Below are 13,070 nucleotides of genomic sequence, written 5' to 3'. Positions count from 1 at the left end.
GGTGACTCCGGTGAACCCCCCGCCTCTGGACCGCACTTCGCCACCGCAGCTCACGCAAACGTGGCGACACCTGGCCGCGACGCTCCCCGCAGGCGTCCGGGTCCGGCTGCTGCGTGCCGTGTACGGCGATCCGCGCGCCGCCGTCGAGTCGGTCCCGCTCCTGACCGACCGCCAGACCGCGGGCCTCGACCCGCTCCCGACGGAACCCGCCGAGCTGGCCCCGGTGCTGCTGCGCGAACGCCGGGCGGAGATCCGGGCGTTGCCGGACGACACACGTCTGTCGCTGCTGCTCGCCGCGGCCGATCAGTACCCGGTCGCCACGAACGCCTTCCTGCGCGCCGTGATGGCCGCCCGCCTCGACACCCGCTCCCTGGACGCCGCCGAGGCGGCCGGGATCGCGCACGTGGGCGCGGCCGGGGTCGTGTTCCGCGACGCGTGGACGCGGATCGCGGCCTACGAGACCGGCTCCCCGGCCGACCGCCGTGACGTCCACCAACTGCTCGCCCGCGTGCTGGGCGGCGCGGGCGCGACACCGTGGCGTTCCTGGCACCGGGGCGCGGGGGCGGTCGGGCCCAGCACCCGGCTGGCGGCGGAACTCGGCGCGGCCGCGCACAAGGCGGCCGGCGCGGGGCGGCTCCCCTTGGCCCGCGCCCTGGCCGAGCGCGCCGCCGTGCTGTGCCCCGACCCGCCCCGGCAGGCCCGCCTGGTCGCCCTCGCCGCCGCGTACGCCTGGCAGTCGGGCGACGGCGACCGAGCCCGCCGGCTGGCCGCCGCCGGCACCGACGACGCCTTGACAGGGGTGCTCGCCCTCCGGGCGGGGAACGCGTCGGAGGCCTTCGACGCGTTGCTCACGGGGGTGGTGCGGGCGGCGGCGGGTGCGCGGGGCGGGGGCTCGCGGCCGGTGGACACCGGTGCCGACGTGGGCAGCTCCCCGTCGGCACAAGCCGCCGCTCACAGCGGCTCCCGGCCCATGGCGGCCAAAGCCGCGCCCATCGCTCCCGCAGCTTCAATTCCCCCCACTTCGGCCACCGTTGCGCTCACCACATCTGCCTCCGCCCGCGCCGAGCACCTCCTCGCCCGCGCCACCGAAGCCGCCGTCTACACCGGAGACGTGCGCCGCCTGCGTGAGGCCGCGCGGGTCGCCGACCGCCTCGGCGTCGTGCCGCCCGGCACGCTCGGCGGGCTCGTGGCCGCGTTCGACGGACGGTACGAGGACGCGCGTGATCTGCTGCGGGCTGCGGCCGGACAGTGCGGGCCGGGCGGTGATCCGACCGTCCTGATCCACGCCGGGATCGCCGCCCTGCTCCTCGGCGACCACACCCGCGCCGCCACCGCGACCGTCCGCGCCGCCGCCTCCGCGCGGGCACGGGGCACCCCGGTGGCCGTGGCACAGGCGATGGAGTTCCGTGCGTACGCCGACTTCTGGACGGGACGCCCGCGAGCCGGTGAGGCCGCCGCCGTGGACGGGCTCTGGCAGGCCCACGCCACCGGCCAGGACAACGGAGCCTGTCATCTTCAGGCAGCCCTCGCGATGTTCGCGGCGCTCACCGGAGACGCGGACCTCTGCCTCGAACGCGCCGCGACGGCACGGTCGTACGCCCTCGTCCACGGCCTCGGTCTGCCCGCCGCGCTGGCCCAGTGGGCGCTCGCCTTCCTCGACCTGAGCTGTGGCCGCTTCGCCGCCGCGGCGGCCCGCCTGCGCGCCCTGGCCGGATTCGGCCCCGGACACGGCCACCGGGCCGTCCGCCATCTCGCCACCCCGCACTACGTCGAGGCCGCCGTCCGCACCGGTGACACCCGGGTCGCCCGGGTCGCGCACGCCGACTACGACCGCTGGGCGAGCACCGTGCGCAGCCCCGACGACCTCGCCCTCAGCGCCCGCTGCCGCGCCCTGCTCGCCCCCGGTGCGGAAGCCGTGGACCACTACCGCACGGCCCTCGGCCTGCACTCCCGCGGCACCCGCGACTTCGAACGCGCCCGCACGGAACTGCTGTTCGGCGGCGCCCTGCGTCGACTGCGCCGCCGTACGGAGGCACGCGACCGGCTGCACAGCGCCCTGGAGGCGTTCGACTCCTTCGGCGCCCCGCACTGCGCCGCCCAGGCCCGCACCGAACTGCGCGCTCTCGGCGCACCCGCCGCACCGGCCCCCGACGCCGCCGATCACCCCTCGACCCGCCTCACCGCCCAGCAACTCCTGGTCGCCCGGATGGCCGCCGAGGGCGCCACCAACCGCGAGATCGCCGCCCGTCTCGCCCTCAGCCCCCGCACCATCGACCACCACCTGCGAGGCGTCTTCACCCGCCTCGGGATCCGCTCCCGCATCGAACTGGTGCGGATCGTCACCGACGGAGGGGAAGGAGGGCCGCCGCTCTAGGTCATTCGGCGAAGGCGCGGGCGAACCCCGCGAGGTTCTGTGGGCAGGCCCAGATCTCCCGGGTCACCCGGCCTTCGAACCAGGTGTCCGACTCGTCGTCGGACCAGGACTCGCCGTCCGGCAGGGCCGCGTCACCGGCGGCCTCCCGCTCCGGGTGCGCCAGCATGTCCAGGACGTACCGAAAGCCGTCCAGCTCGTCGTCGTCCTGGACTTCGTCGCACGGATGCTCCTCATGGGCGCAGGGCGTCTGCCCGAGAGCCTGCTCGACGGCAGCCATCGCCGTCAGCACATGAGCTTCGGCATCCGCGTCCGGGCTGGCGTAGATCACGTAGGGGCCTATGAGCACCAGCCCGAGGGTCCACAGCGCCGTGTCCGGCCGGTCCGCCGCCACGCTCGCCTCGAGGTTCCTCGCGCACTCCCGCACTTTCGCAGGCGCATCGCCCAGGTAGTAACCGTGCCGGATCTCGTCCCACTCGCCGATCAGGACGTCCCACTCGGCGACCGCGTCTGCATTGACCATGATCCGAGGATGGCACGAGGGTCTGACATCGCCGCCGGCGTCACCCGTGGACCTGCCTCAGGGCGCTGCCCGCACCCGGAACCCGTCCGCGTCCCACGTCCCGAACAGCCGCGGCGCCAGCCAGCCGGGCGCCCCGGCACGGAAGTCGGCGGGCGCCAGCGCCCCCGCGCCCGCCGGCACCGCGCCCAGCAGCGGCGCCGCCGCCACGTCCGGCAGGTCCGCGAGGTTGCAACGCGAGGCCAGATCCGGTGCCTCGGGCCAGCTGCCGATCACGACGCCGAGCAGGTCCAGCCGACGGCGGCGCAGTTCCCGTGCCGTGAGCTCCGTCGTGTTCAGCGTGCCCAGGCCGGCCGAGGCCACCACCAGGAGCGGCGCCGCCATCAGCTCGGCGGCGTCGGCCAGGGTGCCGCCCGCGTCGTCGAAGCGGACCAGCAGCCCGCCCGCCCCTTCCACCAGCACCAGATCGTGCTCGCCGGCGAGTTTGCCCGCGGCCTCGGCGATCTCGTGCGGACGCACCGGCGCGAGACCGGCCCGTCGCGCGGCCGTCGCCGGGGCCAACGGATCGGGGTAGCGGGCGACTTCGGCGGTCGTCACGGCGCCGGCCAGCCGCGCGACCTCCGCCGCGTCCCCGCGTTCGTCCGGGGCGACGCCCGTCTGCGCCGCCTTCAGCACCGCCACCGAACGGCCCGCGGCCAAGGCGGCCGCAGCGACCGCGGCGGTCGTGACCGTCTTGCCGACCTCCGTTCCCGTGCCCGTGATCACCAGTACCGGCATGTCAGCCCTCCCGCGCGGCCGCGCACACCGCGCGGGCGATCCGTGCGACGTCCGCGTCGCCCGTGACGAACGGCGGCATCGTGTAGACGAGGTCGCGGAACGGCCGCAGCCACACGCCCTCACGCACGGCGGCCGCCGTCGCCGCCCGCATGTCCACCGGGTGGTCGAGTTGGACGACCCCGATGGCGCCGAGGACACGGACATCCTTCACACCCGGAATGTCCGCCGCGGGGATCAGCCCTTCCCGCAGCCCCGCCTCGATCCGCTTCACCTCGGCCACCCAGTCCTGCCCGAGCAGCAGCTCGATCGAGGCGCAGGCCACCGCGGCCGCCAGCGGATTGCCCATGAAGGTCGGGCCGTGCGCCAGCACCGGCACCTCACCCCGCGAGATCCCGTCGGCCACACGCGATGTGCACAGCGTGGCCGCCATCGTCATGTATCCGCCGGTCAGGGCCTTGCCCACGCACATCACATCCGGCGTCACCGCCGCGTGCTCCGCCGCGAACAGCGCGCCCGTACGCCCGAACCCGGTCGCGATCTCGTCGAGGACGAGCAGGACGTCGTTGGCGTCGCACGCCTCGCGCAGCACCCGCAGATACGCGGGGGAGTGGAACCGCATGCCGCCCGCGCCCTGCACGACCGGCTCGACGATCACCGCGGCCAGGTCCTCGGCGTGCCGCTCGATCAGCGACCGCAGCCGCTCGGCGTACGACTCGTCGTACTCCACCGGCGGCGGGTCCGCGAACACCTGGCGCTGGAGCACCCCGCTCCACAGCTCGTGCATCCCGCCCTCGGGATCGCACACCGACATCGGCTGCCAGGTGTCGCCGTGGTAGCCGCCGCGCCAGGTCAGCAGCCGCTGCTTGCCGGGGCGGCCCAGCGAACGCCAGTACTGCAGGCACATCTTGATGGCGACCTCGACCGACACGGACCCGGAGTCCGCGAGGAAGACATGCTCCAGACCGTCGGGCGACATGTCGACAAGGAGCTTCGCCAGCCGTACGGCGGGCTCGTGCGTGAGCCCGCCGAACATGACGTGGCTCATCCGAGCCAACTGTTGGTGCGCGGCCTCGTTGAGCACCGGGTGGTTGTAGCCATGGATCGCCGACCACCAGGACGACATGCCGTCGACCAGCTCACCCGAGCCGTCCGCCAGCTTCAGCCGCGCCCCGCTCGCCGACTCCACGACGAGCGGCTCGGCGCGGCCGGGCATGGGGCCGTACGGATGCCAGACGTGCCGCCGGTCGAGCTCCAGCAGCTCGGGCACGGTCAGCTCGGGCACGGTGCGCGGATCAGGCATTGGGCGCGAGGTCCGTGCCGGCGCCCCGGCGGCGTACGGCGACCAGGTCGGTACGCGGCTCGGTGACGGCCGGCGTCGCAGCTGCCGTACCGCAGCTGCCGCCGCCCTCGTGACCACCGCACCCGGCGTCCTCCTCGGACCCGCAGCCCGCGCTCGCGTGCGAGCCGCAGCCGCCCCCGGCCGTCGCCCGGTGCTCGGGCAGCGTCACCTGGTCGGCGCCCTCCACCTCGAACCCGGCGTCCGCGATCATCTCCAGGTCGGCCTTGCCGGCCTGGCCCTCGGTGGTCAGGTAGTCGCCGAGGAAGATCGAGTTGGCCAGGTGCAGGGCGAGGGGCTGCATGGTGCGCAGATGGACCTCGCGGCCGCCCGCGATGCGGACCTCGACGTCGGGGCAGACGAAACGGACCATCGCCAGGATGCGCAGGCAGCGCTGCGGGGTGAGGTTCCACTCCTTGGCCAGCGGGGTGCCCTCGACCGGGATCAGGAAGTTGACCGGCACCGAGTCTGGGTCCAGCTCGCGCAGCGAGTAGACGACGTCGACCAGGTCCTCGTCACTCTCGCCCATGCCCGCGATCAGGCCGGAGCAGGCGGACAGGCCGGCCGCGTGCGCCTTGTTCACGGTGTCGACACGGTCGGCGTAGGTGTGCGTGCTGGTGATCTCGCCGTAGGTGGCCTCGGAGGTGTTGAGGTTGTGGTTGTAGGCGTCGGCGCCGGCCTCGCGCAGCCGCTCCGCCTGGCCGTCGGAGAGCAGGCCGAGGCAGGCGCACACCTCGACGCCCTCGTTCTGGTCCTTGATCGCCTTGATGGTGCCCGCGACCCGGTCCACGTCACGGTCGGTCGGGCCGCGCCCGGACGCCACCAGACAGACCCGCTTGGCGCCTCCCGCCAAACCGGCGGCCGCGGCCTGGGATGCCTCCTCGGGCTTGAGCCAGGTGTACTTCAGGATGCCGGTGGTCGAGCCGAGGCGCTGGGAACAGTAGGAGCAGTCCTCGGGGCACAGCCCGGACTTCAGGTTGACGAGATAGTTGAGTTTCACCCGTCGGCCGAACCAGTGCCGGCGCACCTTCCCGGCCGCGGCCACCACATCGAGCAGGTCGTCGTCGGAAGTGGCGAGGACGGCCAAGGCTTCCTCGCGGGTCGGCAGCTCGCGCCGAAGCCCCTTGTCCACCAGCGTGTTCAGCAGGTCCATGGGAGCTGATCCTTACGCACGGAGGGCCTCCGAGCCAAGGAGACTTCGGACAACCCTGTCACTTCGATGTGTGGGTATTGCCACACCGTGGGCCGTCGACCCTGCGACTAGTGTCTGTGCACTGCCTACAAAAGCCCGGAGGAGCCATGGCGTTCGGCTGGATGGACGAGCAGGCGCGGCTGCGCCGCCGCGCCGGACTCGTACGGACCCTGCGCCCGCGCCCCGCCGAGTCGCCGCTCCTCGATCTCGCGAGCAACGACTACCTGGGTCTGGCCCGCCATCCCGAGGTCACCGAGGGCGCGGCGCGGGCCGCGCGGACGTGGGGCGGCGGCGCGACCGGGTCCCGGCTCGTCACGGGCACGACGGAGCTGCACGCCGAGCTGGAGCGCGAGCTGGCCGACTTCTGCGGCTTCGAGGCGGCCCTGGTCTTCTCGTCCGGCTACGCGGCCAACCTCGCCGCGGTCACCGCGCTGGCCCCACACGGCTCGCTGATCGTCTCGGACGCGGGCAATCACGCCTCGCTGATCGACGGCTGCCGGCTGGCGCGCGGCACGACACAGGTCGTGGCGCACGGCGACCCGGACGCCGTGCGCAAGGCGCTCCTGACGCACGACGGACCCGCCGTCGTCGTGTCCGACACCGTCTTCTCGGTCGACGGCGACGCCGCCCCGCTGGCCCGGTTCGCCGAGGCGTGCCGGGAACACGGCGCCGGGCTGGTCGTCGACGACGCCCACGGGCTCGGCGTGCTGGGCGACGGCGGCCGCGGCGCCCCGCACGCCACGGGACTCGCGGGCGCCGACGACGTGGTCGTCACGGTCACGCTGTCCAAGTCGTTCGGCAGCCAGGGCGGCGCCGTGCTCGGCCCCGCCCGGGTCATCGACCACCTGGTCAACGCGGCCCGGACGTTCATCTTCGACACGGGCCTCGCCCCCGCCGCGGCGGGGGCGGCCCTGGCGGCACTGAGGTTGCTGCGCCGCGAGCCGCAGCGCGCGGCGCGGGCCCGCACGGTGGCGAGCGAACTGCACACCCGCCTGACGGCCGCGGGTCTGGAAGCCGTACGTCCCGACGCCGCGGTCGTCTCCGTGCGCGCGCCGTCCCCCGAGGAGGCCGTGCTCTGGGCGGCCGAGTGCCGTGCGGCGGGCCTCGCCGTGGGCTGCTTCCGTCCTCCCTCCGTTCCCGACGGCATCTCACGGCTGAGGCTGACCGCCCGCGCGGACCTCTCCGAGGGGCAGATCGAACGCGCTGTACGGGTGATCAGCGAGACACGACCATGAGTCGGCGTGACACGGCCCTGCCGTCGCATCAGTCGGAACTGATCGGAGTGGGATCGATCAGAAGGAGATCGATCAGAATCGGTCGATGTTGATCGGTGCGGTCAGGACTGGAACGCGGTCGTGAAGCCCGTCCAGCTCTCGGGGGAGAAGAGCAGCGCGGGTCCGGCCGGGTCCTTGGAGTCGCGCACGGCGAGCAGCCCGGTCCACGGGCCGGAGTGCTGCCGTGCCGTCTCGACGCAGTTGTTCGCTCCCGTGCTGTAGCTGCTGCGCAGCCATCGCGCACCGGGCAGATCGGTACTTGAAGTCACGTTCCGAGGCAGTGCGGTCATGGTGCCTCCTTACGCGCCGCCAGCCAGCGCGGCGATGTAATCCATCGATTCCTCGGGCGAAAGGGCGTGGATCCGAAGGGTGTTGAAGGCCTCCGTGTAGGCCTGGAGGTCTTCTTTCCGTTCGAGATAGAGGCTACTCGTCAAGTGGTCGAGAACAACCACATCCAGATCAGAAGTGCGCGAAAATGAGAAGATAACGAAAGGCCCGGTGATGCCGACATGCTCACCGGCCGCGAACGGCAGTACCTGCAACCGGACTTGGGGCAGTCGCGCCGCCTCCATCAGCCGCCTCAACTGCCGCGCCATGACCTCCGGCCCGCCGATCTCCCGGCGCAACACCGCCTCGTCGAGCACCGCGCTCAGCTCCAGCGGCGGATCCGCGCGCAGCACGTCCTGCCTGGCCAGACGGACCGCGACCAGCGCCTCCAGACGTTCGTCGGCGTCGGGGGTCTGGTCGGCGAGTCCGCACACCGCGGCCCGGGTCACCGCCCGCGCGTACTCCGGCGTCTGCAACAGCCCGGGCACCACGGAGGTCTCCAGCGTGCGCATCGCGCTCGCCTGGGACTCCAGGCTGATGAAGTCGCGGTAGGTCGGCGGCAGCACTCCGCGGTACGCGTGCCACCAGTGATGACGGCCGCCACCCTCGTCGGAGCCGGCCAGCACCAGCAGCAACTCCCGTAGCCGGGCGTCCTGTACGCCGTAGGCGTCGAGCAGTAACCGCACATCGGCCGGTTTCACCCCGCTGGCGCCGGTCTCGATCCGGCTCACCTTGGACTGGTGCCAGCCCACCAGCCGGGCCGCCTCACCACTGGTGAGCCCCGCCCCGGTACGCAACGCACGCAGTTCCGCGCCCAGTTTTCGGCGGCGCACCGCGGGACCGTGCTGCATGGGCAACTCCTTACTCCAACCGAGCCGCCCAAATACGCTCTGCCGTCGCAGAGTTCACCGCTTCGAGCGACAGATATATGCACATCTTGGTGGATCGCCACTCCTGACGGGCGCGGTAATGGCACTCTGGCGACGAAGCACCAGTCCGGGACCGTACTCGAACCCTCCGCTCCGTGTCGGACTGCGGTCCCGTGGGAAAGGGACGACGTCGCCATGGCAGATCATCTGGAAGCATCCGTCACTCTGCCGAGCGATCCTGCCTCGGTCTCCGCGGCCCGGACCTATGTGGTCACCACTCTCGCCGAGTGGGGACTGCCACCGGACACGGAGGTGGCCGACACCATCCGTCTGATCGTCTCCGAACTCACCACCAACGCCGTACAGCACACCCTCGGCCAGTCACCCACCTTCACGGTGGACCTCGCGCTCGACCGTGACGAACACCTGCGCATCGGCGTCACCGACAGCCACCCCCGCTTCCCCAAGCGGCTGCCGGCCGCTGTCCAGCAGGACAACGGCCGCGGGATGGTCATCATCCGCTGGCTGACCGCTGAGTGCGGCGGCAAGCTCAGAGTGCGGCCGACGCGGGAGGGTGGGAAGACGGTTTCCATCGAACTGCCGTGGGCTGTGCCGGTGCCTGCGGCGCCTGAGCCGTGATGGGTTGTGTGTTGTCTGCGGGTCCGCTGCGGCTGGTCGCGCCCACGCGGCGGAGCCGCATATCGATACAGCCCCGCGGCCTAGGGTGGGGACTGCTGGGCTCGGTTGAAAGTGCCCCGCAACACCGCGCGGAAAGCGTCGGCCGCGGGTGCCGTCTCCTCTCCGCGATACGCGACCGAGATCGTACGGCGCAACTGCCCCCCTTCCAGCGCGCGCACGCCCACCGGAGTGGCCGACGTCCGCGCCACCATCTCCGGTACGACCGCCACCCCGAGCCCCGCGCTGGCCAGCGCGCACACCAGTAGGTATCCCGGCGTCGGGACGAGAACCGAAGGCGTGGCCCCCGCTCTGGTCAGGGCAGCCTCGACACCCCGGCGGGCCGGAGCGTCCGGGGCCATGCTGATCATGGGCTGGCCGGCGAGGTCGGTCAGCGGTAGCCGTGTGGCGCCGGTGGTGAGGGCGTGGCCCGGGGCTGACACCAGGACCAGTTCCTCCACGAGGATCGGCTCGACGCCGACCGAGGCGGGCAGCGGGGTCGGCTCACCCGGCTCGTAGGCGTGCGTCAGCGCCAGGTCGACCTCGCCCGCCGCCACCGCCGCGACACCGGCCGACGGTTCGTAGTCGGCGACCGTCAGCTCCACGTCCGGATGGGCCCGGCGAAACGCGCTGAGAGCCGGTGGCAGCAGATGGATGCCCGCGGTCTGGAAGGTGCCCAGCCGGAGCGTGCCACCGGTCAGGCCGGTCAGCCGGGCCAGTTCGTGCCGCGCCCGCTCCAGCTCGTCGAGCACCCGCCGCGCACGGGTCACCAGCAGTTCGCCCGCACCCGTCAGCCGTGCCCCGCGGTGATGCCGTACCAGAAGAGCGGTGCCCGCCTCGCGCTCCAGCTTGGCCAGCTGCTGCGAGAGCGCGGGCGTGGTGTAGCCGAGCCGCTCGGCGGCCCGGGTGATCGAACCCGCCTCGGCGACCGCCACCAGCGCGGCGAGACGGGTCGGGTCGTACATGACAGCCCCTGGGGTTAAGTAGTGTTTTAGGGTTCCCTAGGATATTCGAAATACCTGTTGAAGGCTCCTGCCAGGCACGCTGGGCGCATGGATGCTCAGCTCATCGCCTTCACCGGGGTCTCCGCCGGCCTGGTCGCCATGCCCGGGGCCGACTTCACCGTCGTCGTTCGCAACGCCCTCGTCTCCCGCCGGGCCGGCATCGCCTGCGCGCTCGGGATCGGGGCCGGGCTGCTGGTGCATGTGACGCTGGCGGTGGTGGGGGTCGCCGCGGTGCTGGCCGCCATGCCTGCGCTGTTCCGTGCGCTTCAGGTGGTCGGCGGTGTCTATGTGTTGTATCTCGGCGTCCAGACGCTGAGGCAACGGCGCGCCGAAGTCATGGAGGAGCGCCAGGACTCCACCGCGCGACCCCTGCGGCAGGGCTTCGTGACCAACGCCCTGAATCCGAAGGCCTCCCTGACCTTCCTCAGCGTGCTGCCCCAGTTCGTGCCCGCGGGCGCTCCGGCACTGCCCCGGACCCTGCTGCTCGCGCTCATCGTGCTCGCGATCGCCCTGGTCTGGTTCCAGGTGGTCGCGCTGCTCGTGGACCGGCTCGGCAGATGGCTGCGCCGCCCGCGGGCCGCCCGGGCCGTCACGACCGTCACCGGCGCCGCGCTGACGGTCTTCGGCGGGGCACTGCTCGCCGGGCCGCTGCTGGCCCTCTGAGGTGGCCCCGAGGGCGGTGACGGCGTATCAGGTCGCCGTCACCGCCTCCGGGAAGGTCACTTGACCCGGCCGTACCAGACGCTCCTGGTCCAGATCTTCTGCAGCTTCACCACGTCCCCGCTCTTCGGGGAGTGCCAGATCCTTCCCTTCCCGGCATAGATGCCGACGTGGTAGACGTACGACCCCGAGTGGAAGAACACCAGGTCTCCGGCCTTGCGGTTCTTGGCGGAGATGTGGCGGGTCTTGTTGTACTGCTGGGCCGCCGTACGGGGCAGTTTCTTGCCCGCCTTCTTGAACGAGTACAGCGTCAGCCCGGAGCAGTCGAATCGGTTCGGCCCGGTGGCGCCCCACTTGTACGGGGAGCCCTTCTTGGAGGCCGCGACCTGGAGTGCCTTCGTCGCCGGCGTGGCCGCTTCGGCCTCGGGGGCGAAGCCGGGTGCCACTATCGAGCCGCCCACTGCGGCGATGGTGAGAGCCGAGGCCGTTCCGGCCCGGGCCATGAGCGACGGGACACGATTGAGCGCAGTCATGCGCAACCCTTCGTCAGCCGCCTGTGAAGGATGACCTGTCGGATTCGGGCTGGCGAAGTTGCCCGGCCGCGTTGCCGCGGCTTCACCCCAAGGGCTGCTCGGATCGAACGAACGTCCGCTCCGGCGACCCGTCTTGCTCGGGTCCTCCACTCCTGCCGATCCACTCCTGTCGACCGGTCATCCGGGCGGCGGCAGGACTCGGCGTCCGCCCGGACCGCCCCGCCGCTGCGGCGGGGGCTTGTCGTCAGACAGGGATCTTGACGCACGGTTGAATGAAAATCCCAACGGAACCGGGGATTTGTGGCGTTACTCACCACTCACCCGTTCGGGTGGACACCCCCGTGTTCGAGGAGGTGTCCAGGTGCCCAACGAGCCCCGGACCAGGGACGGAACGTCGGACTCCGCCTCGCGGTCATGCCCGTTGTGCAACCTTGGCGGGCGCGCAAATGGACACGTGGATACGCCGAAAGGGGGTACGTCGTTTGGCGCGTTTCAGCTCCCTTCCGGACGCCTCGTCAGTGGGCCGAGACGTCCGGAACGAGTCTGTACACGTCGTCAACTGTCGGAGCGCGGCGGCACCCTGACACGAGCCGTGCGGCGCTCTCCGTCCAGCACGCGCAACGCACGCGCCAGCGTGGGAGCGTGCAGCTCCGTCTCGCCCCGCCGATGCATCAGCGCCAGCGCGTCTCGGAGCTCGGTCGCCCTGCTCACCAGCGCCTGGGCGGCGCGCAGTCCGCTGTAGGTGTCGCCGTGCCGGCCCGGGTTGATCCGGCCGAGCAGGTCCACGACATCGAGGTAACGGTCGATCAACTCGCCCTCCGCGCGGGTCAGCGCGGGCAGCGGTGGCAGCTCGGGTGGAAGCACCGGCCGATCACCGCCCCGTGGGCGGCGCGAGGGTGGCCCTGCGGCTGGGGATGATCGCGTCCACCAGCCCGTACTCCAGCGCCTCCTGCGCGTTGAGGATCTTGTCCCGCTCGATGTCCTCGCTCACCTGCTCGCGGCTGCGTCCGGTGTGCAGCGCGAGCATCTCCTCCAGACGGGTCCGAATGCGCGTCAGTTCGTCGGCCTGGATGGCCAGATCGCTGGCCTGGCCCTCGACCGGCTCGGGCAGTCCAGGCTGATGGATCACCACCCGGGCCCCCGGCAGCGCGAATCGCTTGCCCGGTGTGCCCGAGGACAACAGCACCGCGGCGGCCGAGCCGGCCTGGCCCAGGCAGATCGTCTCCACGTCGCAGGTGACGTACTGCATGGTGTCGTAGATCGCCGTCATGGCACTGAAGGATCCGCCCGGCGAATTGACGTAGAGCGAGATGCCCCGGTCGGGGTCCCGGTGCTCCAGGTACATGAACTGGGCCATCACGTCGTTCGCCGAGATGTCGTCGATCGGTGTGCCGAGGAAGACGATCCGCTCCTCCAGCAGCTTCGAGTAGGGGTCCTGCGTCCTGGTGCCGGTACTCGTGCGCTCCGTGAACTCGGGCAGTACATGGCGGGCGGTCGGTCGGGTCATGGCTCACGCTCCCTTGGCGAGGTGC

Annotated in this window: 14 protein-coding genes and 1 riboswitch; of the genes, 4 read left to right on the top strand and 10 right to left on the bottom strand. The window is 72.1% G+C overall.

Annotation, left to right across the window (positions count from 1 at the left end; translation table 11 throughout):
* Position 1 precedes the first annotated feature (1 nt).
* Entirely contained in the window at positions 2–2,374 is a 2,373-nt protein-coding gene (locus ACZ4UU_RS35030) for a helix-turn-helix transcriptional regulator (protein ID WP_471907542.1), read from the top strand.
* A gap of 1 nt (position 2,375) precedes the next feature.
* Here the strand turns inward: ACZ4UU_RS35030 and ACZ4UU_RS35025 are convergent, their stop codons facing one another.
* The 4 genes from ACZ4UU_RS35025 to bioB are packed head-to-tail and all read right to left on the bottom strand — an operon-like array spanning position 2,376 to position 6,157.
* Positions 2,376–2,894 (bottom strand): hypothetical protein, encoded by a 519-nt coding sequence (locus ACZ4UU_RS35025; RefSeq protein WP_471907421.1) that lies wholly within the window; start codon positions 2,892–2,894, stop codon positions 2,376–2,378.
* A gap of 57 nt (positions 2,895–2,951) precedes the next feature.
* Positions 2,952–3,668 carry a dethiobiotin synthase gene (gene bioD / locus ACZ4UU_RS35020; RefSeq protein WP_471907420.1) on the bottom strand — a complete coding sequence of 239 codons (717 nt, stop codon included), beginning with the start codon at positions 3,666–3,668 and terminating at the stop codon, positions 2,952–2,954.
* A 1-nt stretch (position 3,669) separates the two neighbouring features.
* Entirely contained in the window at positions 3,670–4,950 is a 1,281-nt protein-coding gene (locus ACZ4UU_RS35015) for an adenosylmethionine--8-amino-7-oxononanoate transaminase (RefSeq protein WP_471907541.1), read from the bottom strand.
* Between the two features lie 10 nt (positions 4,951–4,960).
* The gene (gene bioB, locus ACZ4UU_RS35010) at positions 4,961–6,157 is read right to left on the bottom strand and encodes a biotin synthase BioB (RefSeq protein WP_471907419.1); all 1,197 of its coding nucleotides are present in this window, start codon (positions 6,155–6,157) and stop codon (positions 4,961–4,963) included.
* A gap of 146 nt (positions 6,158–6,303) precedes the next feature.
* On the opposite strand from bioB, the gene ACZ4UU_RS35005 reads away from it, so the two are divergent.
* Positions 6,304–7,431, top strand: a complete 1,128-nt coding sequence (locus tag ACZ4UU_RS35005) for an 8-amino-7-oxononanoate synthase (RefSeq protein WP_471907418.1) — start codon at positions 6,304–6,306, stop codon at positions 7,429–7,431.
* Between the two features lie 101 nt (positions 7,432–7,532).
* Here the strand turns inward: ACZ4UU_RS35005 and ACZ4UU_RS35000 are convergent, their stop codons facing one another.
* Positions 7,533–7,760 (bottom strand): DUF397 domain-containing protein, encoded by a 228-nt coding sequence (locus tag ACZ4UU_RS35000; protein WP_391414324.1) that lies wholly within the window; start codon positions 7,758–7,760, stop codon positions 7,533–7,535.
* A 9-nt stretch (positions 7,761–7,769) separates the two neighbouring features.
* A complete protein-coding gene (locus ACZ4UU_RS34995) occupies positions 7,770–8,648 on the bottom strand; it encodes a helix-turn-helix domain-containing protein (RefSeq protein WP_471907417.1) in 879 nt (292 codons plus the stop codon).
* Between the two features lie 213 nt (positions 8,649–8,861).
* Between ACZ4UU_RS34995 and ACZ4UU_RS34990 the strand changes: the two genes are divergently transcribed.
* Positions 8,862–9,305: an ATP-binding protein gene (locus ACZ4UU_RS34990; protein WP_471907416.1), complete on the top strand. Its 444-nt coding sequence runs from the start codon at positions 8,862–8,864 to the stop codon at positions 9,303–9,305.
* An 80-nt stretch (positions 9,306–9,385) separates the two neighbouring features.
* Here ACZ4UU_RS34990 and ACZ4UU_RS34985 read toward each other — a convergent pair whose 3' ends face one another.
* Entirely contained in the window at positions 9,386–10,306 is a 921-nt protein-coding gene (locus ACZ4UU_RS34985; protein WP_471907415.1) for a LysR family transcriptional regulator, read from the bottom strand.
* A gap of 87 nt (positions 10,307–10,393) precedes the next feature.
* On the opposite strand from ACZ4UU_RS34985, the gene ACZ4UU_RS34980 reads away from it, so the two are divergent.
* A complete protein-coding gene (locus ACZ4UU_RS34980; RefSeq protein ID WP_471907414.1) occupies positions 10,394–11,008 on the top strand; it encodes a LysE family translocator in 615 nt (204 codons plus the stop codon).
* A 56-nt stretch (positions 11,009–11,064) separates the two neighbouring features.
* Here ACZ4UU_RS34980 and ACZ4UU_RS34975 read toward each other — a convergent pair whose 3' ends face one another.
* The 3 genes from ACZ4UU_RS34975 to ACZ4UU_RS34965 all read right to left on the bottom strand — a co-directional run bounded on the left by ACZ4UU_RS34975 (position 11,065) and on the right by ACZ4UU_RS34965 (position 13,045).
* The gene (locus ACZ4UU_RS34975) at positions 11,065–11,538 is read right to left on the bottom strand and encodes a C40 family peptidase (RefSeq protein ID WP_471907413.1); all 474 of its coding nucleotides are present in this window, start codon (positions 11,536–11,538) and stop codon (positions 11,065–11,067) included.
* A gap of 3 nt (positions 11,539–11,541) precedes the next feature.
* A riboswitch (cyclic di-AMP (ydaO/yuaA leader) is annotated at positions 11,542–11,674 on the bottom strand.
* A 419-nt stretch (positions 11,675–12,093) separates the two neighbouring features.
* Positions 12,094–12,402, bottom strand: a complete 309-nt coding sequence (locus ACZ4UU_RS34970) for a hypothetical protein (RefSeq protein WP_471907412.1) — start codon at positions 12,400–12,402, stop codon at positions 12,094–12,096.
* Between the two features lie 7 nt (positions 12,403–12,409).
* Positions 12,410–13,045, bottom strand: a complete 636-nt coding sequence (locus ACZ4UU_RS34965; RefSeq protein WP_471907411.1) for an ATP-dependent Clp protease proteolytic subunit — start codon at positions 13,043–13,045, stop codon at positions 12,410–12,412.
* Between the last annotated feature and the right edge of the window lie 25 nt (positions 13,046–13,070).

This window comes from Streptomyces sp. NPDC028907, from assembly GCF_055564995.1.
Note: the sequence above shows the minus strand (reverse complement) of the source record. Positions and strands in the feature narration are given on the sequence as shown.